The sequence below is a fragment of the Acidocella aromatica genome (assembly GCF_014201825.1).
GTDB lineage: Bacteria > Pseudomonadota > Alphaproteobacteria > Acetobacterales > Acetobacteraceae > Acidocella > Acidocella aromatica.
This window is the reverse complement of record NZ_JACHFJ010000010.1, coordinates 19,894-46,126: the sequence shown is the minus strand read 5'-3', so window position 1 is coordinate 46,126 and position 26,233 is coordinate 19,894. Positions and strand designations below refer to the sequence as shown.

The window sequence follows — 26,233 nt, the reverse complement described above, 5'->3', positions numbered from 1 at the left end:
ATCAATTCTCACTCACGGATGCTGTCGGCCGCGTGGCTACGGCCAAATGCGTATCCTGCGGCGGCAGGGCGATACCTTTCATTCCCGTTACAATCTGCACGCTTTGCCCTTCCAGCAGACCGTCAGACGGATTGTCAATCACCCGGTCCGAGATGTTCAGGCCATTCTCAACTTGCACCGTGCTTCCAAGATTGAGCCCGAGCGTGACGTCCTGCAGATGGACCGTGCCGTTTGGCTGCACAACAGCAACCTGCAAGCCATCGGCCCGGAACAGCAGCGCTTGCTCGGGGATCGTCAATATGCTGGGGTCCGACTTTACAGCGAGATGCACATTGGCATAACTGCCAGGCCATATCTCCTGATCTTGGTTTTCCACGACCAGTTCTGTTGTGACCATGCGCGATGCCGGATCGAATGCCTGCGCGGTGGTTAGGAGCTGTGCCGTAAAACTGCGATGCGGGAATTGTGGCAAATTGAGCGTCGCGGTCAAGCCGTCCTCAAGTGCCCCGGCATAATTCTGTGGCACGGATACGAACACGCGCAACTTATGTATATCGGCAACCGAGAAAAGCTCGGTCGAGGCTCCGGTAGTACCGACATTGCCACCGGCCGCGCTCACGTAATCACCCACATCCGTGCGCCGTGACGTGACCACACCGTCAAACGGCGCGACCACATTCTTGAATTTTTCCAGTGCCGCATAACGGGCGACATCAGCGCTGGCTGCCTGAACCTTGGCCTGGGCCGCCGCCGCGTTCGCCACTTCAACATCAACCTGCTGTTGGGAGACGGCCTTTGTGCCGGACAAAGCCTCATATCTCTTCGCTGTTAACGATGCGATTTGTAGCTTCGTCTGTGCCTCAGTAAGCTGTGCCTGCGCCGCCTCATATTGTTCGTCCAGTTCAGGCGTGTCGATCGTGGCGAGCAACTGCCCTTTCTTCACATGGGCACCGTAATCCACATACCACATTTTTACATAGCCAGAGACCTGGGCGTAGATTGGTGCCTCGTACCACGCAACGACATTGCCAGGGAGGTCCAATATATGTGTTGGCGCGCCCGGCTGCGGATAGACGATTTGCACCGGCGGCACGGCCTCTTGCGCGGCAACCGTGCGCAACGACGCCAAAGCGCTATGCCGGCTCCACATTCCCCACCCCACAACCACCACAACCGCAACGCCGAACGAAGACGCTACAACCAATCCACGAGAGCGGCTCATACCTCAACTCCTTCATTATCGTGCTTCTTTCCATGCAGTAGCGCAAACACGCATGGTACAAGAAGCAGTGTCGCGACGGTCGCGGCGAACAGCCCGCCGATGACCGCGCGGCCCAGTGGCGCATTCTGCGTATTCGATGTCGCCATAGGCAGCATGCCAACAATCATTGCGCTTGCGGTCATTATCACAGGGCGCAAACGCCCAGCCCCCGCCTCAACCGCAGCCTTGATCGCATCTCCGTGCACCGCGAGCCTTTCTCGGGCAAAGGCCACGACAAGAATTGAATTCGCCGTCGCCACACCCATGCACATAAGCGCGCCGGTCAGCGCCGGAACGGACAGGGTGGTGTCCGTCAGGAAAAGACTCCAGGCAATTCCCGCCAGCGCTGTGGGCAAGGCGGTCAAGATAACGAATGGATCAAGCCAGGATTGGAAGTTAACAACAATAACCAGATAGATAAGCAGCACTGCCAGAACGAGGCCGCCAATCAATTGGCTGTAGGCGCTGATCATTGTTCTCGCCTGACCACGTACCTGCACGGTCGAACCATGCGGTACGCTGCCCGCCGTATCATGCACGACATTGAGAACCGCGTCGTTGACCGCCCCAAGATCGCGCTGCTGATTGCTGGCGAAAATATCGATCACCGGCAAAATATTGTAATGCGAGACGAGCTGAGGTGAGCCTACCTGGCTGATTTGGCTAAGCCCGCCCAGTATCTGCGGCGATGCCCCCGTGGGATTACCATCGCCCTTATCGATCGGAATCGATTCAAGCTGGTTCAAGGAGGTCATCTGGCTTTGCGGCGTCTGCATGTTCACCAATCGTGAAACCCCGTTGCTGACATCCAGCCAGAAACTCGGCGCCGTTTGTCCGCTTCCGGACAGCGTTGCCAGTGTATTATCCGCCACATTCGCCTCCGTTACCCCCGTGCCGAGCGCGAAGGTTCGTGATGTGTCGATGCGAATCGTTGGGGAGTTATACGCTTGTTGAATATGAACGTCGGCGATGCCCGGTATCAGCTTCAGCCGCGCCACTACGCTCTGCGCGTAGGCCAGATTGGCCTGCTGGTTGCGTCCTTGGATTTGCACATCAATCGGCGCCGGCAACCCGAAGTTCAGGATTTTTGCGGTGATATCGCCAGGCAGGAAGGTAAATTGAGTGCCAGGAACCATCGCCGGCAGTTGGCGGCGCAGTTTATCCGTAAATGATTGAACTGGCGATGCGTCATTGACCAGACTAATATCGATATCGCAATCCTGCGGCCCGATCGTTCCGGTTGAGCTGTAAGCCTCGTTGATGCCACTTACGGGCAACCCACAATTATCGATGATATTTCGGACCTGCCCCGGCAATATCTGGCGGATGGCACCATTAACCAGAACGGCTATCTTTCCCGCCTCTTCTATGCGTGTACCGATCGGGGCACGCATATGCATTTCGATTTCGCCGGATCGAATTGAGGGAAAGAAATTCTCGCCTAGCGCGGCAACAAGCAACATGGAGGCAACCGTGCCACATGCAAAAAGCGAGATGACAAGAGACCGGCGCCGTACGTAGTCGACCAGAGTTTTTTTGTATGCATCGCGAAACCGGTCAAAACCCCGCTCGAATCCGCGCTGGAAACGGAGCAATGGATTGGTCGCTGCCCCGGATTCATGCTGATGCCCATGCCCGACCTGGTTGCGCAGCAAATATGCGGTCATGGTCGGCACTAATGTGCGCGACAGGATGAAGGAGGCAATCATCGCAAATACAATCGCCTCGGCGAGCGGCAGAAACAGATAACCGGAAATACCGGAGAGCTGAAAAAGCGGCAGGAACACGATGCAAATGCATAGTGTCGCAACAAAGGTCGGGACAATGATCTGATTCGCGGCATCAATGATCGCCGCCTCCAAAGATTTTCCCATCTCTATATGCGTGTCGATATTTTCGATCATGACGATCGAATGATCGACCAATATCCCAACGGCCAGCGCCAGACCGCCAAGCGTCATCACATTTATTGTCTGCCCCAGCCAAGATAGAGCCAGAATAGATGCAAGAATTGACAGCGGAATGGATGCCGCCACGATGAGGGTGGAGCGCCAGGATCCTAGGAACAGCAGAACGGCCAATCCAGTAAGCACTGCCGCCGTGATCATCTCTTGAACGACATCCGAGATGGATGCGCGCACGAATTCCGAGGCATCGCTCAAAGGTGTTATGGTCACACCAGGCGGCAATGTCTTCAAAAGTTGCGGAAGCTTGGCCTTCACGCCATCCACAACCGATAGCGTCGAAGCGTTGCCGCTCTTCAGGATCTGGATCATGACGGCCTGGTGCCCTTTAACCAGAACCATGTTGGTTTGGGGCGGTCCACCCTGATAGACATGCGCGACATCGCCCAGTGTAATGACGGCGTTGCCGACTTGGCGGATAGGCAGTGAATTAAAAGTATCGACATTCACCGGGGATGCATTTGTGGCGACAAAATAATCCAGCGCCCCCATTTTCATATCGCCTGCTGGAAGAACGATATTCTGGTTTCGCAATGCCTGAGCCACATCCTGCGAAGACAAGCCATACGACAGAAGCGCATTCTGGTTCAGGTCGATTTCGACATATTTTGAGGACCCGCCGTAAGGTGCGGGTATGGCTACTCCAGGCACCGAAATCAGTGTTGGCCGAATGAAATTGGATGCAATGTCATAAAGCTCGGTTGCCGTCATATTCGGGTCGGCAACCTGAAGACTAAGCACCGGCACCGCGGAGGCGCTATACACGAGGACCGACGGCGGCGTGATTCCGGCTGGCATCTGCTTCAGCACAGTCTGCGAAATCGAGGTGATCTGCGCCTGTGCTGCCGCGACATTCGTACCTGGCTGGAAAAATATCTTGACGATGCCACGCCCGTAGAGCGACTGACTTTCTATATGCTCGATATTGCTGACTGTCGTGGTCAACTGCCGTTCGTAATAATATATAACGCGTCCGGACATATCTTCGGGAGACAACCCCGTATAGCTCCAGACCACGGCGACGACAGGAACGCGAATGTCGGGAAATATATCGACCGGCGTCTTCATGACGGATAATACGCCATACAATACAATCAAAATGGCCATGACAACAAAAGTGTATGGCCGCTTTAGCGCAATGAGAACGATCGCATTCATGGTTGTCTCTTACCGCTCCATCGCGAAATTGGCGGCGCCTGGAATGGCATGACGGCTGCTTTCACACCCTGCTTTTCCGGGGCATTCTCTCTGGAACAAATGCTGGTCCTTCCGCTCTCTCTGCACTATACAGTCGTGACGTCAGGCCGCATGTATCCCCTGTCATGTTTGGACGTAAAGCCTCTATAACTATGTTAATTTGTCATCTTCCGCCGTGCCGTAGCAGGGGTTGCTGTAACACCCAATGATTTCCATAAGTAGCGCTTGAAACGCTGGCCGTTACATTTCTATGACAACTCGCAATCCCGGGCCATTATCTTCCAGCACAATCGAAAAACCATGCATCGTTGCAATCGCGGCCACCAGAGCCAATCCGAGCCCGCTTCCCGGATGGTGGCGCGATTTGTCCAGCCGGACGAATCGGCCGAACACACGCTCTCTGTCCGCTTCCGGTATTCCATGTCCATTGTCTGAAATCGTAACGGTTTTTCTACCCCCCTCGGACACCTCAGCCTGGATGAATATCAGAGTTCCCCTTGGACAATGCCGGATCGCGTTCTCAACGATATTCACAAACATCTGAGATAATAATTCATAGTCACCATCTATCTTCAGATCAGGGGGGATAAGTGAACGAACGGTTTTGCCGTCAAGTTCCGCCACGGCATCATATGTCTCGACCAGTTCCTGCAACAGAAATGAGAGATCAATCCGGCAGAACGCGCTTCTGCGTGCGCCGGCTTCGATCTCTGAAATTCGTAGCATTGCCGAGAATAGGCTCAGGGCGGTATCCACCTGCAAAATAGCCTCATCGATCAAGTCGGGAAGCACGACCTCGTTCATATTCCTGCGCGCTAACTCGAGGCGCTCGCGCAAACGCGCGAGAGGAGAACGCAGATCATGCGAAATGTCATTGCTAACCTGCTTGATATTGCCGATGAGAGCTTCTATCCGATCCAATATTAAATTAAGAACGCTCGACAATTCATCAAATTCATCTCCACTCCCATTAAGTGGAACTCGGCGGGACAAATCGCCATTGATAATTTCACGGCTTATGTTCGCGATTAGAAAAACGCGATTCAAAGTGCTCCTTGCAACCAGCAGCCACCCCAATATGCCAAGGAGAATGATGGGGCCAAAAGTGATCAGGAACACCCGGCCGATGAGATGGTTCAAGGCATAGAAACTGCTGGCATTCTCAGCAATATATAATCGATCGCCATTTGGTAGCGTGTCCGAAACGCCGCGGATCGCCGTAACATATGGCGGGAACGGTAGATCCGCTCTTTGTATTAACGTTCGCCAGCCATGCCACTGCGTAACAGTCTGCGGAGAAATTTGCAGGTTTCCCGCAAGAACGGTACCATCAGCCTTGGTCAATGCGTAAAACGTACCCTTTGACCTCTGCATGGCCACCTGAATCGACTTCTGCATGGCAAGGTCAAAATCTGAAGACTTTGCTTCGTAAGCTGCGGCGCGTGACAGGACATCCGCTCGCTCATTCATAACAGTATCGTCCAGCGCCCCGATAACGGTTGCCCTGGTCGCATGATAGACCACCAGAAACACCACCAGGGCGCCCAAGATCGATATAAAAACACCTTGCGCGGCCAGCCTGAAACTGGATGTTCTGATATAACGCCGGAACGTCGGCTTGAGATCAACAGCCAATTTTATATCCAGAGCCGCGACATGTATGTATCAGTTCCTGCCCGAAATCCCGGTCGATTTTACGCCTGAGGCGGCTGATATGGGACTCCACGACCAGCGTGACGGGCATGAAATGGTAATGCCAAACAGCTTCCAGAATCATCGTTCGTGTCACGACCTGATTCTCGTGCAGCATGAGATATTCAAGAAGCTGAAATTCTTTTTGTTGAAGAACAATTCTTTTGCCTGCCCGGGTTACCGTCTGGCTCATGCGGTCCAATTCAAGATCCGCAATTCTGAGCGTGGAGTTTGCCGGAATCGTGCTGCGCCTCCGCGCCAACGCGGTAACGCGCGCCGAAAGCTCTTCAAATGCAAAAGGCTTTACAAGATAATCATCCGCCCCCGCGCGCAACCCTTCCACCCGGTCGTCCACTCCGTCGATCGTCGTCAGGAACAGAACGGGCACACCAACTTTGGCAACGCGCAACGTCCGCAATATTGTCAGTCCATCGATGCTTGGTAGCATGCGGTCCAAGATCAGCAGATCATACCCGCCCGACACCGCAGCGACGAGCCCCTCCCGCCCATCCTGAATCATCGTGAGTTCATGTCCGTCTGATCGCAGCCCGGCGGACAGGAACGCGGCAGCTTCTAAATCATCTTCTATAACGAGAATTTTCATGTCTGAGACGCGTTAACGGACAGGTCTCCTGGCCGGTCAAGTGAAAAAAATTCCAACTGGCCGCCAAATAATGGCCAACGTCAGTCTCTTAATATCGACTATGAATCCATGCTTTGGAATTAAGGCAATATCGGCGGAAGCGGGCACATTATAGGGTAATCCGCTCCGCTGCATCCTCAGGCTTGGTCAAGTCAGCGGCATTACTTCAGGCTGAGGAACTGATCGGCAAGCGTCTCACGGGTCATGTCCTGGAAACAACCACGAAGTCACCGTTACCGTCATATGGAGGTGTATCGGATCATTGCTCCACCACTTCTCCCCGGCGGAGTGCGAAAATTACCTCACGCACGCCGGGTATGCGTCAATCTAATCACAGAAGAGTCTAGAACCCGAACTTCACGATCCGGTCGTTGCTGGCCATCAGCTGCTTGTAGCGGCTCAACGCCAGCAGCGGGAAGAAGCGCGGATAGCCGTGATATTTCAGGTAGAACACGCGCGGGAAGCCGACGGCGTTATACGCCTGCTCGGTCCAGCTGCCCTGCTCGTCCTGGCTCGCCTGGAGGAAGGCGATGCCCCGGCGTACGGCGTCATGGTCCGCCAGTCCCGCCGCCATCAGCCCGATCACGGCCCAGGCCGTCTGGCTCGGCAGGCTCTGCGCGGCATAGCCGTGGAACTCGCCGGCGGGGGCGTCGCCATAGGATTCGCAATCCTCGCCCCAGCCGCCGTCCGCGCGTTGCTTGGAGATCAGCCAGGACGTGGCGCGTTTCACCATCGGGTCGTCCTGCGCCACCCCGGCGGCGTTCAGCGCGCACAGCACCGACCACGTGCCATAAATATAATTGGTGCCCCAGCGGCCGAACCAGGAGCCGTCCGGCATCTGGGTCTCGCGCAGATACTTGATCCCGCGCTCGATGGCCGGGCGGTCTTCCGGCTTGCCAAGCTGGGCCAGGAAGGAGATGCAGCGCGCGGTGACATCCTCGGTCGGCGGGTCGAGCAGCGCGCCATGGTCGGCGAAGGGGATGTGGTTGAGGTATTGGTTGTCGTTATTGATGTCGAACGCGCCCCAGGCCCCGTTGGTGGACTGCATGCCGATGATCCATTCCCGCGCGCGGGAGATGGACTCGGCATATTTCGGGTCGCCCGCGCGGTGCAGTAGCATGGCGGCCACGGCGGTGTCGTCCACATCAGGGTAATGCGGGTTGTTGTACTGGAAGGCCCAGCCGCCCGGGCGCGTGCCTGGGGTGTTGTCCGCCCAGTCGCCCACCACATTCAGCTCCTGGCGGGGGATCAGCCAGTCGCACGCGGCTTTGGTGGCATCCGTAGCGCCGGACTCGATCAGCGCGTGCCCGGCGAGGGCGGTGTCCCACACCGGTGAGAGGCAGGGCTGGCAATAGGCTTCATCGTCCTTGATGACGAGCAGCTTCTTGATCGAGCCCATGGCGATGTCGAAATGCGCCTTGTCGCCCAGATGGTCGAACATCATCGCGGAATTGGCCATGGCCGGGTAGATCGCGCCCAGCCCGTCCTCGCCATTCAGGCGCTCGATGGTCCAGGCAATGGCCTTGTCGATCGCCTTCTCGCGGTAGTGGTGCGGGAAATAGGGCTCGGCGACGCGCAGCACGCTGTCCAGCACCTTGAACACCGGGCCCCAGTTGGATTTGTACGGGCCGCGGATCCAGTCGCGGATCTGTGCCTGCGGGCGGGTGAACAGCTCGTCCACGAACACCTTGCGCGGATTGCGCGCGATGGGCTTCTTCGCGGTCAGGTACATCAGCGGCGTCATCACCGTGCGCGACCAGTACGAGACCTTGCGCATGGTGAAGGGGAACCAGTCCGGCATCAGCACGGCCTCGATGGGCACGACCGGGCAGGCCTCCCACGGGGCGGCGCCGAATAGAGCGAGCTGGATGCGGGTGAACACATTGGCCCGCTCCGCCCCGCCATGAGCCAGGATCGCCTTGCGGGCCTTGGCCATATGAGGCGCGTCCGGGGAGTCGCCGATGATCTTCAGCGCGTAATAGGCCTTCACCGAGGCTGAAAGGTCGAACTTGCCGCCGTGGAAGAGCGGCCAGCCGCCAGGGTTGGTGGCGTGATCGCCCTGGATGCGGCGGAGGTAATTGCCGATCTTCTGTTGCAGGGGTTCGTCGATCTGGTTGAGGTAATGCTCGAGCAGCACGTACTCGGCCGGGATGGTGGCGTCGGCCTCCAGCTCGTAGCAGAGATGCCCGTCGGGCCGCTGCTCGTTGACGAGAGAGGCCCGGGCGCGTTCAATCGCGGTGTCGAGAATGGCGTTCATGCCAAGCATGTGACAAATTTTCTGGCATTTTGCCAGGGGGCGCGGGGTACGGGCGCCATGCCGCGATGGAAAGACTAGAGCGGATTGACCAGCGCCATGGCCGCCGCGTTGCCGGAGCGGATCGCGCCTTCGATGGTCGCGGGCAGGCCGGTATCGGTCCAATCGCCCGCGAGCACCACGCTCGGGTTCGCCGTGCGCGTGCCGGGGCGCAGCGCCAGTTGCTCGGCCGAGGCGAGTATGGTGGCGCGCTTCTCCCACAGCACCCGGTTGGGTGGCACGGCGCGGTCCAGCTCGAAGGTGCGGGCCAGTTCGTCCCACACCCGCGCAGCGATTGTTTCCTGGTCCATGTTCATGTAGCGGTTGGCGGCGGAGATGGTGACGGAGATCACATCCCGGCGGGCGAACACCCACTCGCTCAAGCCTCCGGTCAGGCCCCAGAATCCGGCCTCGCCCGGGTCCATTTGCGCACGGAAATGCAGGTTGCAGATGGATTCGAACTCAGTCGGCACGGTCAGGCCGGGGATCAGCTCGCGGGCCACCCAGGGCGGCACCGCCACCACGGTGGCTTGGCCGGGCTGCAATTGGGTCACACGCTCGCCGAAGCGGATATCCGCGCCGCGCTCGCGCAGCCATTCCAGCGCGGGGTCGATGAAGGTTTCCGACAGCCCGAGCTTCGCCCAGCGGGGCAGGGTGGCATAGCCGCCGCGCTCGATGGTCTCGGCCAGCACGGAGCCCAGCGGTTGGGCCGCCGCGTGCTCGGGCATGGTGTTGAGCGCCGAGATGGCCAGCGGCTTGAGCAGCCGGTGATAAAGCTGGCCGGAATTGCCGAGCAGCGAGGCCACGTTGTCGGCCTTGGTGGCGCGGCGCAGCTTCAGCAGGGAGAGATACTGGTACAGCCTGGTGCCCGGCACGCGCCGCGAGGGGGAGAAGATCCACCATGGAAAGCCGCCCTGGTTCAGCCGCAGGGTCCAGGCCTCGCCGGTGGTTGTGTCACGGAACGGGAAGATGGGTTCCGCCGGGCCGATGAGCGAGCGCCGCGCCCCGATGCGGTGCAGGTAGGAGAGCGCCGAGATGTTGCCCGAGAGCAACATGTGGTTGCCGTTATCGATACGGCAGCCGAGCTGCTTGTCGAAATAAGAGCGTGCGCGTCCGCCCGCCTGCGGAGCGGCTTCGAACAGCACCACATGGTGACCCAGTTCGGTAAGCTGGCAGGCCGCCGCAAGACCGGCAAGGCCGGCACCAATCACATGGACGCTCATGGCTTCTCCCTCACGCCAGCAACAGGCGTACCGCCATCATCAACTTGCGCCATTTCGGCAGAGTAATGCGGCCTTCAGAGTAATTAAAGCCGCGCCGCCGCAAAATAGCCAGTAGCGGACGGTAGCTTTCCTCCATCAGCCGGGCTGGGCGCATGGCCTTGCTGTTGCAGCGTGCCATCGCGGCGTTGGCATCTGCGAAATATTGCTCCGCCATGTCGGCGAGTTTTGAACATGCCTGCGCCAATGCGGGAGATTGTAGGGCGCCTTGCGGGGTGAGCGGCACGCCCGCGGCCTGGAGCAGCTCGCGTGGCAGATACAGCCTGCCGCGTTCGGCATCTTCCGGCACATCGCGTAAAATATTCGTGAGTTGCAGCCCGCGGCCCAGCGCGTGGGCCACCGCGTCGGCATTGGCCGAGGAATCACCGAACACGCGCACCGAGAGCCGGCCCACGGCAGAGGCCACGCGGTCGCAGTATAGGTCCAATTCGGCGAGGCTGGGGGCGATGATCGCCTCGCCCGCATCCATCTCCATGCCGTCGATGATGGCGATGAAATCCTCGGCCCGCAGCTTGTAGTCGCGCACGGTGTCCAGCAGCGCGCGTGGGATCGGCCCGTCGGCTTCGCCCCGGTACAGCCCGGCGATGCGCTGGCGCCATTCCTCCAGCTCCTGCTGCTTGGCGGCGAAGTCGCGACCTTCCTCGTCGGCAATGTCGTCCACCACCCGGCAAAAGGCGTAGATCGCGTACATCGCGTCCCGCCGCTCGGGCGAGAGGATCTTCATGCCGTGGTAGAATGAGGTGCCGGAGCGCTTCACCAACTCCGTCACATAGGCGGTATCTTCAGGGGTCACGCGGCGTACCTCAGCGCCGCCAGCGTGGCGGCGATAAAATCGAGTTTGGTCAGCTTCACGCGGGTGGCCAGCGGGTCGCCCGAGCGAAGCTTGGCGGTGAGGCGCTTGGCCAGCCTCGCGATTACGGCGGTTTCCACGCGCAGGCGGCGGGATTTCACAAGACGCGGCAGTTCGGCGGCTTGCTCGTTGAGTTTCTCCGTCAGCTCCAGCATGCGGTCGAACACCACGCGCAGATCGGGCACGGTCTCGCCGCGGGCGATGGCGTCGGTGCCCAGGCCGAACTCGCCCAGCCAGTCCTGCGGGATGTAGCAGCGGTCGAGGTCGCGCAGATCCTTGGCGCAGTCCTGCATGTGGTTGAGCACCTGGAGCGAGGCGCAGAGCGCGTCGGATGACGGCCAGGTCGCCTCGCTCTCGCCATGCAAAGCCAGCACATAGCGGCCCACCGGGGCGGCGGAGTAGCGGCAATACTGCATTAGCTCCTCCCAGTTGGCGTAGCGGGTCTTGGTCGCGTCCTGGCGGAAGGCGATCAGCAGCTCACGGGCATGGATGGCATCCACCCCCGTCTCCGCGAGGCTAGCGCGCAGCTTGGCCGCGCTCGGGCTGCCCTCTTCCTGCGCGCCGGTCAGCACGGCTTCCATCGCGTCCAGCCGGGCGATCTTCTCGGCCGCGCTCAGGCTGGGGCTGTCCGAGATATCGTCGGCATTGCGGGCGAAGGTGTAGTAGGCGTGGATATGCGGCCTCAGCGCCTTGACGATGAGCAGCGAGCCGACGGGGAAGTTCTCGTCCCCCTTGTCCTTGCCGGACCAGGCTTCCACCCCGGCGGCGGCCTGTGGCTTCTGGGGCTTGGCGTTGTCGTTGGCGATCACTTGGCTTCCCCTCCATAGGCGCGGCTCTTCCACTGCGCCCCGGTGCCGCGCCAGTAATTCACGGCGGAGGCGATGGTCGCGGCCATGTAGAACAACGCGATGCCCGGCAGCGCAAGGGCGAAGTAATAAGGCTGCTTATAGCGTTGCAGCGTGGGCAAATAGCTCAGGCAGGCGAGGCCAAAGGTGGCGAGGCCCAGGAAGAACCGCCAGCCGAAGCCGGAGAACAGGATGGCGCAGGGCGCGACGAGCCAGACCAGCGTCAGCCCGGCGATGGCGCCCACCAGCCACAGCGCCGAGTAATGCAGCTGGGTGAAGGCGGTGCGGGTGATCATGTTCCAGATATCGCGCACATGCGGGTAGGGGCGGATGGAGGTGGCGAGGCCGGAATGGCCGATATAGATCGGCCCGCCTTTCTTCACCTCGCGCGCCAGCGAGCAATCGTCGATCAGCGCGCCGCGGATCTTCTCGATGCCGCCGATGCGCTCCAGCGCCTCGCGCCGGATCAGCACCGTGCCGCCAGCCCCCGCCGCCACGCGCGAGGCCGGGGCGTTCGCCAAAGCGAAGGGGTAGAGCATCTGGAAGAAATACACGAAGGCCGGGATCAGGAAGCGCTCCGGCCAGGAGGTGCAGTTCAGCTTCACCATCTCGGAGACCATGTCCGCCTTGGGCATCTCCAGCCGCGAGACCAGCGTGGCCAAATGGCGCGGGTCGTGGGTGATGTCGGCGTCCGAGAACATCAGCACCGGGGCGGTGCTGGCCTTGATGCCCTGGGAGAGCGCCCAGAGCTTGCCGGACCAGCCGATCTCCTTGGGCTGGCCGGTGATAATGGTCAGGCGCTCATGCTGCCCGGCCTTTTCGACCGTGCCGTCGGTGGAGTTGTCGTCCACCAGGATGACGCGGAACTTGCCGGGATAATCCTGGTTCACCAGCGAGGCGATGACCGGCCCGATGGTCTCGGCCTCGTCCCGCGCAGGGACGATGATGTCCACATCCGGGTGCCCGAGCGGCGTGGCGGGTTGCAGCTCGGGAGCGGATTCCCAGAACCGCCCATGCAGGAAAAACAGATACAGCCAGATGAGAAAGGCGAGAAAGACGATCATGCGAGCAGTCCCTCAGTTCTGAACCAAGTCAGCGCATCGGCCACGGCGGCCTCGGCCGGGCGGGGGGCGTAGCCCAGCTCGGCCTTGGCCTTGGCGGAGGAGAAAAACATCTTCTTGCGGGCCATTTTCAGGATGTCCGGGGTCATCAGCGGCGTCTTGCCGGTGATCTCGGCGATCCGCTCCATCACCCAGGCCAGCGGCATCAGCGGCGCGATGGGCAGGCGCAGACTCGGCGCAGCCCGCCCGGTCATGCGCGCGATCATGGCGAACAGCTCGCCCAGCATCAGATCCTCGCCACCCAATATATAAGCCTCGCCCGTTCGGCCCTTTTCCAGCGCCAGCAGATGGCCTGCCGCCACATCGTCCACATGCACCACGTTGAGGCCGGTATCCACATAGGCGGGCATTTTGCCCCGCGCGGCGTCGAGAATCATCTGCCCTGTCGGGGTCGGTTTCACGTCGCCAGGTCCCACGGGAGTGGAGGGGTTGACGATCACGATGTCCTGCCCGGTCTGCGCGAGCGCGCGCACGGCCTGTTCGGCGTCGTACTTGCTTTGCTTATAGGCGCCTACGTGGTGCGCGGGCTTTACCTTCGTGTGCTCATCGGCCGGGCTGCCATCCTCGGCCAGACCAAGTGCCGCCACGGAACTGGTGTACACGCTGCGCTCCACTCCGGCGGCCTGGGCGGCGCGCAGCAGGGCCACGCTGCCGTCGATATTCACTTTGCGCATGGCGGCTACGTCCGGCACCCAGAGCCGGTAATCGGCGGCGACATGAAACAGGTAACGGCACCCGGCCAGCGCCGGGGCGAAGTCCGTGGGGTCGTTGAGATCGAGTGCGGCGATCTCGGCGGCCAAATCCTTGAGATTCCTGAGGTCAGAGCCGGCCCGCGCGGTCACGCGCACCGAAAATCCCGCCTGCTGCAATGTCCGCGCCACCGCCGCGCCAACAAAACCGGTCGCTCCCGTGACCAGCACCAGATCGCCTCGCGCCAAAATCCAAGCCCCCTCAGGTTTGCAACGCCGCCGCCTCGCCCCGTAATATCAGCGCCGGTCTGGGGCCTGTAGAACGCATTGACGCTTTTGGCGCAACCATGAGGTTTATGATGGACGATACCGCCGTAGCAACCGCCGATTACAACGCCCGGCACTGGGCGTTCCCGAAGCCCGGCCCGGCCCGGCCCGGCAGCCAGGAACATTTCGAGATGTTCACCGAGCTGATGGCGGCGACCTACAACCCCTACAGGCCTGCCGTGCTGGACTGGCCGAAGCTGGAGCCGGACGCACTGAAGCGCATCACCTCCTTGCCGATCTGGGACATCGCGGTGCAGACCGAGAACAAGGCCGGCGCCCGCATTGAGTTCTTCTCCCACACGGTGAAGGAAAAACCGCTGCGCGACGCGCTGGTGCACATGGCGGGCGAGGAGCGCCGCCACCGCGATGTACTCTCCCGCCTCGTCGCCGCGTATGGCATTGTGGTGAAGCCGGACGAGGAGTACGCCCTGCCGAACGATGCCGAATGGGGCTTCCTGGTCACCGGCTATTCCGAATGCCTCGATAGCTTCTTCGCTTTCGGCTTGTTCGAAATGGCCCGTCAGTCCGGTTACTTCCCCGAGGCGCTGGTCGAGACCTTCGAGCCGGTGGTGCAGGAGGAGGCGCGGCATATCCTCTTCTTCACCAACTTCATCGCCTGGAAGCGCGCCACGATGGCGTGGTGGAAGCGCCCCTTCTTCGAGCTGAAGGTGGCGGCGGTGTACGCTTACCTGCTGTGGGAGCGCATCGGCTTGGCCAAGGATGTGGATGGGCTGGAGGGAGCTGACGCAAATTTCACGGTGAACGGCTCCGAGTCGATCGCCGGTGAGATGGACCCGGCCAAGCTGATTGATATATGCTTGGTGGAGAACGACCGGCGAATGGCGGGCTACGACCCGCGTTTGAAGAGGCCGGTCACCGCTCCAACCCTGGCGCGCCTCGCGCGCCTCTTCATCAGGCCGAAAAAGTAGCAAAGTCTTGAGCCAAAAGATGAAACTCCTGCCCGCGGGCTTTGCGCTCGCGGGTATCGTGGTCATAACCGTCCTGGTCATTTATTTCGGGGCGGCGGATGTGTTGCGGGTGCTCACCTCGGTGAGCCGCGCGGGTTTCGGCGCTTATGTCCTGGCCCAGCTCGGCATTGTGGCCGGGCTGGGGCTGTGCTGGCGCATGCTGCTGCGCTCGCACCAGATGGGCAGCTACTGGCTCTGCACCTGGGGCCGCGCCGTGCGCGATGCCACGGGCGAGTTCCTGCCCTTCTCGCAGGTGGGTGGCTTTGTGCTTGGGGCGCGGGTCATCACCATGGGCGGGGTTTCCACCGCCGATGCCATCGCCTCCACGTTGGGCGATGTCACCACCGAATTCCTGGCCCAGCTCGTGTTCATCGGCATCGGGCTGTCCATTCTCGCGCGCAAGGCGCCGGGCTCGGAGCTGCTGTTGCCCGTGGCCATCGGGCTGTGTGTGGCGGTGGTGCTGGGGGTTGGGCTGATCCTGGCGCAGCGCGGCTCGGGGGCGAAGATCTTCCGCGCTTTGGCGCTACGCATCGCCGGAACCACGGGCGAGGGGGCCGCCGCCAATATCGACCGTCTGCAGCAGGCGCTGGACATTATGTATGGCGAGCGGGACCGCCTGGCCCTCTCGGCGCTGTTCCACCTGTTCTGCTGGTTCGGCACCGCCACCGCCTCCTTCATCGGCTTCCACGCGCTGGGCGTGCAGCTCTCCTTCGCCGATGCCGTTTGTGTCGAGGCCATGCTGCACGCGATCATGGCGCTGGCCTTCTTCATTCCCGGCCGTGCTGGCATCCAGGAAGCCGCCTATACCGCGCTCGGCGGCATCTTCGGCGTGCCGCCCGATGTCGCCCTCTCCCTCTCTCTGCTGCGCCGCGCGCGGGACTTCGTTGTCGCCGTGCCGGTGCTCATCGTCTGGCAGGGACTCGAGGCGCGCAAGCTCAAGGCGACCATCTGAACCATGGGTTGACGCCCCGTAAACCCCCGGCTAGCCGGGAAATATGGGGAATAGATCATGGACGATGCGGCTGTTCTTCGGCATGGCCGGTGTCGGGATCTCCGTCTGGGCCATTACCATCCCCTTCACCAAAATCCGTTTCGGGCTGGATGACGGGACGCTCGGGCTGATCCTGTTCGCCGGCGGGTTGGGCGGGGTGCTGGTTATTCCGCTGGCGGGCATGGCCCTGGCGCGCTGGGGCAGCCGTGTTGTGCTGGCGGCGGCGGGTTTGGCCGTGGGGCTGCTGCTGCCGGGCCTTACCGTGGCGCCCTCGCCGCTGCTGTTCACCGCGATTCTGTTCGTCTACGGTGCCATGTTCGGGGTGCTGGATATCTCGCTCAACGCCCAGGGCGCGGTGGTGGAGCGCTTGAGCGGCAAGCTGCAGATGTCGGGTTATCATGCCTGCTACAGCCTCGGCACGCTGGTGGTGGCGCTGGCGAGCAGCCTGCTGCTGCGCCTTGGCGTGACCAATGCAGGCTGCGCTGTGCTGGCCGCGTCCACGATATTGCTGATCCTCTCGCAGACCCCGCGTTTGGCGGGCAAGGAAGAGGACCCGCCCGCCGACGGCAAGCGCTTCGCCCTGCCCAACCGGGCCACGCTGCTGCTGGGGATCTGCTGCTTCACCTGCTTCATGACCGAGGGCGTGGCCACGGATTGGAGCACCATCTTCCTGCGCTTCTCACGCAACATGCCGCTGGATACGGCGACGCTGGGCTACGCCGCCTTCGCCGTGGCGATGACGGCGGCAAGGCTTTCGGGCGACGCCGTGGCGGCGCGGCTGGGGGCGCCCTGGGTCATGCGCCTGGGCTGCGCAGTGGCCGTGCTCGGCTTCCTGCTCGCCATTCTCATCCCCTCCGGCTGGATGGGCGTGCTGGGGTTTGGGCTGGTCGGGTTTGGCACCGGCAACATCGCCCCGCTGGTGTTCAGCGCCGCCGCCCGTGTGCCGCAAATGGCCGCGCACCATGCCATGCCGGCGGTGGTGGGGCTGGGTTATGCCGGGTTCCTGGCCGGGCCGGTGGTGATCGGGCTGGTGGCGAATCATCTGGGTCTCGCCTCGGCCCTGGGGATCGACGCCGCCCTGCTCGCCGCGGTGTTCTTCTTGGCGGAAACGGTGGCTTAAGCCCCGTAGTAGGTCGTCTCCAGCTCGCGCAGCAGCTCCTCGCGCTTCAGCCCGTGCGGCAAAGCGGGCTTGAGCCAGATATGCACGGTCCCGGCGGTTTTGCTGAAGGAGTTGCGCCCCCAGCATTTGCCGGAATCCGTGGCGGCGGGGAGCAGCGGCGCGGGTACGGTTTGGGCCACGGCGGCGATGCCATGGCGCAGTTCCCCGCGCGCACCATGGGCTAGGCGCGTGCCTTCGGGGAAGATGATGACCTGATGCCCAGCCTCGACGGCGTGCCTGGCACCCGTCACCAGCTCGCGCAGCGCGGCGCGGCCGCCGCCACGGTTTACCGGGATCATCCCCGCGGGCTCCAGCAGCCAGCCGAACACGGGGATGCGCCGCAGCTCACGCTTGAAGGCGAAGGCCGGGCGGGGCACCAGCGTCAGCCAGATCAGGATATCCAGCGCCGATTGGTGCTGCGCCGCGATGATCGCGCCCCCCTCGGGCAGGTTCTCCAGCCCCTCGGCCTTTACGGTGATGCCGCAGAAGACGCGCAAGGCCCACAGGCAGATCCGCGCCCAGAGCTGGGCGCTGCGCACGATGCCATCCGGTCGGAACTGGGCGAAGCATGCCGCCCACAGGCTGAGAACGGTGCCGCTGCCGATCATGACGGCCTGGAAAGCGGTGTGACGGAGAAAACGCATGTGTTTAGAATCAGGATTCCGTGTTGAGCAGTCCCGCGGCGAGCCTGCCAAGCCCGACGCGCACGGTTAGGTACTTCGTATACTCCCCGGCAAGCAACCTAAGGGTCTGCAGGCTGATCATCTTGCGCATGGCGGGCGGACGGACAGGATCGGGGATCAGCGTCACCCCCGGCAGCTTCTGGCGCATCTCCTGCATGGCGCGGGGCATGTGGTAGTCGGCGGTCACGATGATCAGCGAGTGCATGTCGTGCGCCTTGGCCCAGGCGGCGGCCTCCAGCGCGTTGCCATGCGTGGTACCGGCCATGTGGCCGAGCGTGATGGCGCTGGCATAGCGGGTGATGGCGGCGGTGTCGTCGGCGGTGAAATCGCCGAGATAGGTGCCGCGCCCGGCGCCCGAGATGAGCAGCAGCGGCGCCTGATGCTCGGTCAGCAAGGCGAGAGCGGCGCTGATCCGGTTATCCCCGCCGGTCAGGGCCACGATGCCGTCGGCGGGCGGGAGCGGGTTGGGCGGTTCGGCGGTGAATACCGCAACGAGGAAGAGGGCAAAGCCCGTCAGCCACAGCCCCGCCAGCCCCAGCACCGCGCGCAGCAGCCAGCGCAGGGGCGAGGCGCGGCGGCGCCGGAGCGGGCGGCGAGCCATCAGGGCAGGCTCCGCAGCCAGCCGCGTACGGTGAGCTGGGCGGTGCCCCAGCCAATGGCGGCGGCGATGATGGGCAGCCCCGGCAGGGCGAACATGAGCGCGGGCGGCAGGTTGAAGACGTCGTTGATCTGCGCCGGGCCAGCGAAGGGGGCGGCCAGAGCCCCCAGCCAAGCCAGCACGGGCAGGGCCAGCACCGCCCCGGCAGCGGCGCCGGCGAGGGTGAGCAAGGTGATCCGCGCGGCGAAGCGCCCGGCGATGTCGTCATCCAGCGCGCCCAGCGCGTGGATTAGCGTGATCGTCTCGCGCCGCTGCGCGAGGCCCGAACGCGTGGCCACGGCGACCACGGCGGCGGCGACCAGCGCCACGATGATGAGAATGGCGGCGGCGCAGGCCTGCAGGCTGGTGGTGAGGGCCGCCACGCGTGAGGCCCAGAGCGCGCCGGTTTGTACCAGTGTGCCGGGGCTGAGTTTTTCCAGCGTTGGGCCGAGCGCATCCGGCGGGGCGGCGCCCACCCAGCGCGCCGAGATCACGCCCGGCAAGGGCAGGCCGAGCTGCGCCGGGTCGGCCCCGAGCCAGGGGGAGATCAGCGCGGTCACGTCCTGCGGGCTCATCACCTGTTCATCCGCCACGTCCGGCATGGTTTTCAGCGCCGCCATCACCGAGTCGAGGCGCGGGGCCTTGCCGCTGGCATCCGGGGCGGTGGGCTGCGGCACCTGGATGGTGAGCTGCGAGGCGGCATCCCCCTGCCAGCGCGTGGCGAGCGTGGCGCTGGCCAGCGCCCCGGCCATGGCCAGGGCGGCGAGAAAACTCATCGCCGCCACCAGCACGGGCAGAAGCCTGTCGCCCAGCGCCTCGCGCAGGCCGAGGTAATCCGCGCGGCGGCGGGGTTCATTCCGCATGGGTCAGCTTGCCGTGTTCGATGGTCAGGCGCGGGGCGGGCCAGCCTTCCACCAGCCCCATGTTATGCGTGGCCACTACCACAGTGGTGCCCAGCCGGTTGAGCGCGGTGATGAGATGCATCAGCCGGTGCGCCTGTTCGTCGTCCAGATTGCCGGTCGGCTCGTCGGCCACCAGCAGCTTGGGCCGGGCGACCACGGCGCGCGCGACGGCGATGCGCTGCTGCTCGCCGCCGGAAAGTTCATCGGGCCGGGCGTGCAGCCGGTTTTCAAGGCCGACCCAGCGCAGGATTTCGGTGACATCGGCGTGGATCTGCGTCTCGTTGCGCCGGGCGAGGCGCATGGGCAGGGCTACGTTGTCATAGGCCGAGAGCTGCGGCAGCAGGCGGAAATCCTGGTACACCACGCCGATGCGCCGGCGCAGCAGGGCGGCGTCGCGCCGGGAGATCTTGGCGGCCTCGGTGCCGAGGATGTCGATACGCCCCTTGGCTGGGTGTTCGGCCAGGTAGATGAGCTTGAGCAAGCTGGTCTTGCCAGCGCCCGAGGGGCCGATGAGCCAGCGGAACCCGCCTTCCGGGATCTCGAAGCTGATGCCGCGCAGGGCCTCGGGCGCGGCATCGCCTTGGCGCGCCGGATGCCGGTACTTCAGCCATACATCCTCGAACTTGACCATCCTGCTTGCGTTTGTGCCGCGCCGGGGCGGGTGGGGGCAAGAGAGCGGCGGAGCGTTTGGTTAATATTTTCAAGCGACAGCGTGGCGTTGTTGCGCGATTCAGCCAAAACTGGCATGTCTGGACGCGACATGCAGATTATCTGCCCCAATTGCTCGACCTCGTATGAAGTGCCCGATTCCGTATTTGGCGGGCGTCCGCGTAAGCTGCGCTGTGTCCAGTGCGGGAACCAGTGGCGTGCCGGGCCATCCGGCGAGGAGGAGAGCGTTGTACAGGCCGCTCCCGCCACGCCCGCGCCTCAGTCCGGCGGGGCGGTCAACCAGTTTCTGTTGAGCCCCGAGCAGCGCTCCCACCATGCAGCCGAGCATCACGCGCCGGTGGCGTTCGAGCAGCCCGCTTATGCCGAGGCTGAGGACGCCCCTCCGGCGGACACGCAGTTCGAGGGTCATGTGTTGGGCACCGATCCGGGCACGACCCCGGATGAGCATGATGGTTTCTACGACCTTGTGATCGCCGCGCGGAACAAGGCCATTGAGTTAGAGCCCGAGCCGCCGCCGCCGCCCAAGATTCGCATCACCAGCCCGGTGTTCCTTGCCATCTTGGTGCTGCTGTTTCTGTTCGGGCTGGCGCTGCTGGAGCACCGCGCCGTTGTGGATCTGATTCCGGCCACCGCAGGGCTGTTCGCGCTCCTGGGAATGTAAGTTAGCGGAAGCGCTTGTTCAGCGCTTCCGCTCCAGATTGGTCTGCCGTCCGCGGGCAATAGCCAGATTGCCATCCGGCACGTCCTTGGTAATCACGGAACCCGCCCCCACCAGAGCGCCAGCGCCCACCCGCACCGGGGCCACTAGCGAGGTGTTGGAGCCTATGAAAGCTTTCTCGCCGATCACCGTACGGTGCTTGTTCTTGCCGTCGTAATTGCAGGTGATGGTGCCCGCGCCGATATTGGTGCCCGCGCCGATCTCGGCATCGCCGATATAGGTGAGGTGGTTGGCCTTAGCGCCCTTGCCCAGCGTGGCCGCCTTCAGCTCGACGAAATTGCCAACATGAGCGCCTTCGCCCACATCCGCCCCCGGACGCAGGCGAGCATAAGGCCCGATGATCGCGCCCGCGCGCACCACGCAGCCTTCGAGATGCGAGAACGCCTTGATCTCCACGCCGGACTCCACGACCACCCCGGGGCCGAACACCACGTGCGGGCCGATCAGCACATCCTCGCCCAGCACGGTATCGGCGGCCAGGAACACTGTTTCCGGCGCCTGCATGCCCACCCCGGCGGCCATGGCGGCCTCGCGGGCGCGAGACTGGAACACAGCCTCGGCCTGGGCCAGCTCGGCGCGGGAGTTTACGCCCATGCATTCCTCGTAGGGTGCATCGAGCGCCGCCACGTTCACGCCCTGGGCGCGGGCGATGGCGACGATGTCGGTGAGGTAATATTCGCCCTTGGCGTTGGCGTTGCCGACCTCTGCCAGCCAGTCGCGCATATCGGTCCCGCGCGCGATCATTCCGCCCGCATTGCACAGGCGGATGGCGCGCTCTTCCTCGCTGGCGTCGGCATATTCCACAATGCGCGAGACATATCCGCCCTCAAGCACGAGGCGGCCATATTTGCCCGGCTCCGGCGGGGTCATGCCCAGCAGCACCAGCCCCGCATCGCCCGCATCCAGTCGGGCGAGCAAGGCGCGCATCGTCTCTACCGAGACCAGCGGGTTGTCGGCATAGAACACCGCCACCGGGCCCTCGCCGAAGTTCTTTTCCGCTTGGCGGGTGGCGTGGGCGGTGCCCAGGCGCTCGTGCTGCACCACCACCTCATGCGGGGCGGCGATCTTTTCCAGCGAGGGCATATCCGGCCCGATGACCACAGTAATTCGCTCGAACACCTGCTGCGCGGCGCCGATGATATGCGCCAGCATCTCGCGCCCCGCGATCTTGTGCACAGCCTTGGGCAGCGCCGATTTCATGCGGGTGCCGAGCCCCGCCGCGATGATGACCGCCGTGCTCTGCATGGGTTTGCTCCTGCCTTATGCCTGCTTGATGTCGATGAGGCTCTTGCGAATCTTCCGGCTGCGGTTGATCCGGTCCTCGATATAACCGGTATCGCCCCAGCGTACCGCGCGGGCCATGCTCTGCGCGTCCTCGGAGAAGCGGGCGAACATCTCCAGCAGCGCGTCCTTGTTGTTGATGAAGATGTCGCGCCACATCACCGGGTCCGATGCCGCGATGCGCGTGAAGTCGCGGAAGCCGGAGGCGGCGAATTGCAGCACTTCCTCGCGGGTTTCATCGGCCAGATCATCCGCCGTGCCGCAGATGGTGAAGGCGATGAGATGCGGCAGATGGCTGACGATGGCGATGACGCGGTCGTGATGCGCCGCCGTCATCCGCGCCGTGCGCGCGCCGAGCGCCGCCCAGAGCGACTCGATCTTCTCCACCGCATCTTCATCCGCGCCCTCGGGCAGGGAGATCAGGCACCAACGGCCCTTGAACAGATCCGCCAAGCCAGCATCGGGGCCTGAGAACTCGGTGCCGGCCAGCGGGTGGGCGGGTACGAAATGCACGCCTTCCGGCACATGCGGGCCAACATCTCGGATCACCGATTGCTTGGTGGAGCCAACATCCGAGAGGACGCAGCCCGGTGCGAGGTGCGGGGCAATGCCCTCGGCGATGGCGGCGAAGCTGCCGACCGGGGTGCAGAGGATGACGCCATCCGCCCCTGCCACGGCTTCCGCCGGGTCGGCCACGTATTCATCGCCCAGCTCCAGCTCCTTGGCGCGGGCAAGATGCGCGGGGCTGGCGTCGCAGATGACTAGCCGCTCCACCGTGCCGGGGGCATGGTGCAACGCGCGGGCGATGGAGCTGCCGATATGGCCGATGCCGATCAGCACCAGGCGGTGGAACAGGGGCTCAGCCACGGCGGAACTCCGCCATGGCGGTGGCCACGCGGTTGCACTCGTCATCCGTGCCGATGGTGATGCGCAGGCATTGCGGCAGGCCGTAGGATTTCACCCGGCGCACGATGATGCCCTGGGCGCGCAAATGCTCATCGGCGGCGATGGCGTGGTCCTCGGTGCCGAAATCCACCAGGATGAAATTGGCCTCGGAGGGGTAAACGGTCAGCCCGGTCTGCGTCAGCCGTTCCGCGAGGCGGCGCTTGGCCTGGGTATTGTGCGCGCGGCCACGCTCCAGCCAGCCCGGCTCGCGTAGGGCGGCGATGCCGGCGGCGGCGGCGAAGTTGTTCACGGGGAAAGGCGGGCGCACGCGGTTCAGCACGTCGGCGATGGCGGGCGGCGCATAGGCCCAGCCGAGCCGCGCCCCGCCCATGCCGAAGATCTTGGAGAAGGTGCGGGTCATCACCGTGTTCTCCCCGGCATCCACCAGGGCCACGCCGGGGTCGTAATCCGGGCGGTCCACGTACTCGGAGTACGCGGCGTCGATTACCAGCAGCACATCGGCGGGCAGGTTCTCGCGCAGGCGCAGCATCTCGCTTTGCGGCAGCAGTGTGCCGGTGGGGTTGTTGGGGTTGGCGAGAAACACCATGCGCGTGGCCGGAGTGACGAGGGCCAGCATGGCGTCGACATCGGTGGTGAGGTTGGTCTCGGGCGCCTTCTTCACCGTGCAGCCCGCGATCTTGCCCGCGATCTCGTACACCGAGAAGCCGTGCTCGCTCATGATCAGCTCGGTGCCCGGCCCGCCATAGGATTGGATAAGCAGGACCAGCAGCTCGTCCGACCCATTGCCGCAGACGATGCGCGCCGGATCCAGCCCGAACTTGGCGCCGATCTCATGGCGCAGGGCGGCGGAGGAGCCGTCCGGGTAGCGGTGCATGTTGGCGGCCGCCTCGGCCATGGCCGTAATGGCGCTGGGCGGGGGACCGAACGCGCCCTCGTTGGAGGAGAGCTTCAGCGGCTTTTCCACCCCCGGCAGCTTGGATTCGCCGCCAACATACGGGGCGACGGAAAAAACTTCGGGGCGCGCGGCGGGGGTGCGGCTCATGCGGTTTCTCCCAGCGGCACGGCAAAGCCGCCGATCACCACGGGCGGCGCGTCCAGCCCGGCGATGGTGGCGAGGCGCGGGTCGGCATCCTCCACCAGCCCCGCCACCTCGACGAGCGCATGCAGCCGGGTATCGCCCGGCAGGCGGCGCACCCAGAGCGCGCCGGGCTCGAAGCCGGCTTCCTTCACCAGGGCCATCATCCGCGTGCGGGAAGTATCGGCGGGGAATTGCAGGGCGATCAGCCCGCGGTCGTTGCCACTGGCATCGGGCGGCACGGCGGCCACCACATAGGCGTCGCCCACCGGCAGGCCCTCGGCCCGCTTCGTCCAGAACGGAATTCTGGCGATGACGTAGAGGCGCTGCGATCCGGTGCCGGTGAGCAGGGGCCACCAGCCGCCATGGGCTTCATCGTCCTCGGCCAGCGGTGGCAGCACCGCGAGTTGCGCCCCGCCCTCGCGCGTGAGGTCCGACATGGTCTGGGCCGGGTTGGCGTGGCGGCGCACCGGGGTGAGCGGGCCGAAATGCTCGCGCGCCAGAGCAAGGCGGGTCTCGCCGCCCTCGCCGTCGCACACCGCCATGGTCTGCCCGCCCTCGATGATCAGAGCGGCCCCGAACAGCTCGCGCCAGAAGCGGATGATTGCCTGGCGCGGCAGGGCGCCGGAATGGCGTGCCAGAAGGCGGCGCAGGATGATCGCCTCGCGCCCCGGGCGAATCTTGGTGCCTTTCTTGCCCCCGTCGGAGGCCACGGATTCCACGACGCGCGCCCGCTGCATCAGCAGGTCGTGAATCTGGTCGTCCAGCGTGTCGAGCTGGGCGCGCAATTCGGCAAGGCGGGTATTCTGGGGGAGGGACTGGGTCATCGCCGGTTTCTGTTACCCAATTGCGCGAGGGCCGCCAAGCCAGCCCGTGGAATCGGCGTGTCCGCAGGGTTGCGTGGCAGGGGCGCTCAGCGCATATGCGAGGGCGTACCATGGACCAGAACCCCGCTTTTCCGGAAACGCAGCACCAGAGCGTGACCTTTTCCCAAGGTCTGGCGCTGGATTGTGGCCAGCATTTACCCGCCGTGACCGTGGCCTACCGTACCTATGGCACGCTCAATGCGGAGAAGAGCAACGCCATCCTGATCTGCCATGCCCTGACCGGCGACCAATACGTGGCCGAACGTAACCCGGAGACCGGCAAGCCCGGTTGGTGGGAGTATCTGGTCGGCCCAGGCAAGCCGGTGGATACGCACAAATATTTCGTCATTTGCGCCAACGTGCTGGGTGGCTGCATGGGCTCCACCGGGCCGCGCAGCCCGCATCCCAATGACTCCGGCCAGCCCTGGGGCACGGATTTTCCGCAGGTGACGATCCAGGACATGGTGCGCGCGCAGAAGTTGCTGGTGGATTCGTTCGGCATCACCCGGCTGTTCGCGGTGGTCGGTGGCTCGATGGGCGGCATGCAGGTGCTGGCCTGGGCCACGCTGTACCCCGAGGCGGTGTTCGCCGCCGTGCCTGTCGCCACCGCCTCCTACCACTCGGCGCAGAACATCGCCTTCCACGAGATCGGCCGTCAGGCCATCGCCGCCGACCCATTCTTTTATGGCGGACGGTACTGGGGCGAGGGCGTGCGTCCCGAGCGGGGCCTCGCCGTGGCGCGCATGACTGCGCATATCACCTACGTCTCCGAGGTCGCGCTGACCCGCAAATTCGGCCGCAAGCTGCAACATGCCGAGGGGCTCTCGGCGCTGGGCGACCAGTTCGCGGTGGAGAGCTACCTGCAATACCAGGGCTCCAGCTTCGTGCAGCGGTTCGACGCGAATTCCTACCTCACCATCACCCGCGCGATGGATCTGTTCGATCTGGCGGCGGACCATCACGGCGTGCTGGGCGATGCCTTCAAGGGCACCAAGACGCGCTTCCTGCTCGTCTCTTTCTCGTCCGACTGGCTGTTTCCCACAGCACAGTCGCGCGCCATCGCCCGCGCGCTCAACCATGTCGCGGCCAATGTCTCCTTCGTAGAAGTGCAGTCGGACAAGGGGCATGACGCCTTCCTGCTCGACGAACCGGATTTCCATAACACGTTGCGCGGCTTTCTCGCTGGCTGCGCCGAGCATGCGGGGTTGGCATGAGC

The 26,233-nt window shown here is 63.5% G+C and carries 23 protein-coding genes; 5 read left to right on the top strand and 18 right to left on the bottom strand.

All coding sequences use genetic code 11. The features are described 5' to 3' along the window. Position 1 precedes the first annotated feature (1 nt). The 10 genes from HNP71_RS10565 to hpnA all read right to left on the bottom strand — a co-directional run bounded on the left by HNP71_RS10565 (position 2) and on the right by hpnA (position 14,084). Complete coding sequence (locus HNP71_RS10565) at positions 2 to 1,222, bottom strand: efflux RND transporter periplasmic adaptor subunit (protein ID WP_183266885.1); 1,221 nt, start codon at positions 1,220 to 1,222, stop codon at positions 2 to 4. Then, positions 1,219 to 4,383, bottom strand: a complete 3,165-nt coding sequence (locus HNP71_RS10560) for an efflux RND transporter permease subunit (protein WP_183266884.1) — start codon at positions 4,381 to 4,383, stop codon at positions 1,219 to 1,221. Before HNP71_RS10560 ends, HNP71_RS10565 begins: the two co-directional genes overlap by 4 nt. A gap of 279 nt (positions 4,384 to 4,662) precedes the next feature. Further along, the gene (locus HNP71_RS10555) at positions 4,663 to 6,057 is read right to left on the bottom strand and encodes a sensor histidine kinase (protein ID WP_183266883.1); all 1,395 of its coding nucleotides are present in this window, start codon (positions 6,055 to 6,057) and stop codon (positions 4,663 to 4,665) included. Beyond that, the gene (locus HNP71_RS10550; RefSeq protein WP_183266882.1) at positions 6,047 to 6,718 is read right to left on the bottom strand and encodes a response regulator transcription factor; all 672 of its coding nucleotides are present in this window, start codon (positions 6,716 to 6,718) and stop codon (positions 6,047 to 6,049) included. Before HNP71_RS10550 ends, HNP71_RS10555 begins: the two co-directional genes overlap by 11 nt. Positions 6,719 to 7,100: 382 nt before the next feature. Beyond that, complete coding sequence (gene shc / locus HNP71_RS10545; protein WP_183266962.1) at positions 7,101 to 9,014, bottom strand: squalene--hopene cyclase; 1,914 nt, start codon at positions 9,012 to 9,014, stop codon at positions 7,101 to 7,103. 74 nt (positions 9,015 to 9,088) lie between these two features. Continuing rightward, positions 9,089 to 10,273 (bottom strand): hydroxysqualene dehydroxylase HpnE, encoded by a 1,185-nt coding sequence (gene hpnE, locus HNP71_RS10540; RefSeq protein ID WP_183266881.1) that lies wholly within the window; start codon positions 10,271 to 10,273, stop codon positions 9,089 to 9,091. A gap of 10 nt (positions 10,274 to 10,283) precedes the next feature. Continuing rightward, on the bottom strand, positions 10,284 to 11,123 hold the full coding sequence (gene hpnD / locus HNP71_RS10535) for a presqualene diphosphate synthase HpnD (RefSeq protein WP_343062386.1): 840 nt from the start codon (positions 11,121 to 11,123) through the stop codon (positions 10,284 to 10,286). Further along, positions 11,120 to 11,986 (bottom strand): squalene synthase HpnC, encoded by an 867-nt coding sequence (gene hpnC / locus HNP71_RS10530; RefSeq protein ID WP_183266960.1) that lies wholly within the window; start codon positions 11,984 to 11,986, stop codon positions 11,120 to 11,122. The genes hpnD and hpnC overlap by 4 nt, the downstream gene beginning before the upstream one ends. Continuing rightward, on the bottom strand, positions 11,986 to 13,089 hold the full coding sequence (locus HNP71_RS10525; RefSeq protein ID WP_183266880.1) for a glycosyltransferase: 1,104 nt from the start codon (positions 13,087 to 13,089) through the stop codon (positions 11,986 to 11,988). The genes hpnC and HNP71_RS10525 overlap by 1 nt, the downstream gene beginning before the upstream one ends. Beyond that, positions 13,086 to 14,084, bottom strand: a complete 999-nt coding sequence (gene hpnA / locus HNP71_RS10520) for a hopanoid-associated sugar epimerase (RefSeq protein WP_183266879.1) — start codon at positions 14,082 to 14,084, stop codon at positions 13,086 to 13,088. The genes HNP71_RS10525 and hpnA overlap by 4 nt, the downstream gene beginning before the upstream one ends. A gap of 98 nt (positions 14,085 to 14,182) precedes the next feature. On the opposite strand from hpnA, the gene HNP71_RS10515 reads away from it, so the two are divergent. The 3 genes from HNP71_RS10515 (at position 14,183) to HNP71_RS10505 (ending at position 17,241) form a co-directional block, all read left to right on the top strand. Further along, positions 14,183 to 15,091 carry a ferritin-like domain-containing protein gene (locus HNP71_RS10515; protein ID WP_221246799.1) on the top strand — a complete coding sequence of 303 codons (909 nt, stop codon included), beginning with the start codon at positions 14,183 to 14,185 and terminating at the stop codon, positions 15,089 to 15,091. A 19-nt stretch (positions 15,092 to 15,110) separates the two neighbouring features. After that, positions 15,111 to 16,082 carry a lysylphosphatidylglycerol synthase domain-containing protein gene (locus HNP71_RS10510; protein ID WP_183266878.1) on the top strand — a complete coding sequence of 324 codons (972 nt, stop codon included), beginning with the start codon at positions 15,111 to 15,113 and terminating at the stop codon, positions 16,080 to 16,082. Between the two features lie 64 nt (positions 16,083 to 16,146). Continuing rightward, positions 16,147 to 17,241: an MFS transporter gene (locus tag HNP71_RS10505; RefSeq protein WP_183266877.1), complete on the top strand. Its 1,095-nt coding sequence runs from the start codon at positions 16,147 to 16,149 to the stop codon at positions 17,239 to 17,241. Here the strand turns inward: HNP71_RS10505 and HNP71_RS10500 are convergent. Genes HNP71_RS10500 through HNP71_RS10485 form a run of 4 tightly spaced genes read right to left on the bottom strand, consistent with a single transcriptional unit; the run spans position 17,238 to position 20,133 of the window. After that, on the bottom strand, positions 17,238 to 17,924 hold the full coding sequence (locus HNP71_RS10500; protein WP_183266876.1) for a lysophospholipid acyltransferase family protein: 687 nt from the start codon (positions 17,922 to 17,924) through the stop codon (positions 17,238 to 17,240). The genes HNP71_RS10505 and HNP71_RS10500 overlap by 4 nt on opposite strands. Positions 17,925 to 17,934: 10 nt before the next feature. Next, positions 17,935 to 18,564 carry a YdcF family protein gene (locus tag HNP71_RS10495; RefSeq protein ID WP_246344181.1) on the bottom strand — a complete coding sequence of 210 codons (630 nt, stop codon included), beginning with the start codon at positions 18,562 to 18,564 and terminating at the stop codon, positions 17,935 to 17,937. Continuing rightward, on the bottom strand, positions 18,564 to 19,463 hold the full coding sequence (locus HNP71_RS10490; RefSeq protein WP_183266875.1) for a cell division protein FtsX: 900 nt from the start codon (positions 19,461 to 19,463) through the stop codon (positions 18,564 to 18,566). The genes HNP71_RS10495 and HNP71_RS10490 overlap by 1 nt, the downstream gene beginning before the upstream one ends. Then, the gene (locus tag HNP71_RS10485) at positions 19,453 to 20,133 is read right to left on the bottom strand and encodes a cell division ATP-binding protein FtsE (RefSeq protein WP_183266874.1); all 681 of its coding nucleotides are present in this window, start codon (positions 20,131 to 20,133) and stop codon (positions 19,453 to 19,455) included. The genes HNP71_RS10490 and HNP71_RS10485 overlap by 11 nt, the downstream gene beginning before the upstream one ends. 129 nt (positions 20,134 to 20,262) lie before the next feature. On the opposite strand from HNP71_RS10485, the gene HNP71_RS10480 reads away from it, so the two are divergent. After that, positions 20,263 to 20,832 carry a zinc-ribbon domain-containing protein gene (locus tag HNP71_RS10480; protein WP_183266873.1) on the top strand — a complete coding sequence of 190 codons (570 nt, stop codon included), beginning with the start codon at positions 20,263 to 20,265 and terminating at the stop codon, positions 20,830 to 20,832. Positions 20,833 to 20,850: 18 nt separating this feature from the next. Here the strand turns inward: HNP71_RS10480 and glmU are convergent, their stop codons facing one another. The 4 genes from glmU to HNP71_RS10460 are packed head-to-tail and all read right to left on the bottom strand — an operon-like array spanning position 20,851 to position 24,978. Further along, the gene (gene glmU / locus HNP71_RS10475; RefSeq protein WP_183266872.1) at positions 20,851 to 22,134 is read right to left on the bottom strand and encodes a bifunctional UDP-N-acetylglucosamine diphosphorylase/glucosamine-1-phosphate N-acetyltransferase GlmU; all 1,284 of its coding nucleotides are present in this window, start codon (positions 22,132 to 22,134) and stop codon (positions 20,851 to 20,853) included. 15 nt (positions 22,135 to 22,149) lie between these two features. Next, positions 22,150 to 23,037, bottom strand: a complete 888-nt coding sequence (locus HNP71_RS10470) for a prephenate/arogenate dehydrogenase family protein (protein ID WP_183266871.1) — start codon at positions 23,035 to 23,037, stop codon at positions 22,150 to 22,152. Next, on the bottom strand, positions 23,030 to 24,118 hold the full coding sequence (hisC, locus tag HNP71_RS10465; RefSeq protein WP_183266870.1) for a histidinol-phosphate transaminase: 1,089 nt from the start codon (positions 24,116 to 24,118) through the stop codon (positions 23,030 to 23,032). The genes HNP71_RS10470 and hisC overlap by 8 nt, the downstream gene beginning before the upstream one ends. Next, complete coding sequence (locus HNP71_RS10460; RefSeq protein WP_183266869.1) at positions 24,115 to 24,978, bottom strand: chorismate mutase; 864 nt, start codon at positions 24,976 to 24,978, stop codon at positions 24,115 to 24,117. The genes hisC and HNP71_RS10460 overlap by 4 nt, the downstream gene beginning before the upstream one ends. 110 nt (positions 24,979 to 25,088) lie before the next feature. Between HNP71_RS10460 and metX the strand changes: the two genes are divergently transcribed. Then, positions 25,089 to 26,231, top strand: coding sequence for a homoserine O-acetyltransferase MetX (gene metX, locus HNP71_RS10455; RefSeq protein ID WP_183266957.1), 1,143 nt, complete (start codon positions 25,089 to 25,091; stop codon positions 26,229 to 26,231). The last annotated feature ends 2 nt before the right edge of the window (positions 26,232 to 26,233 follow it).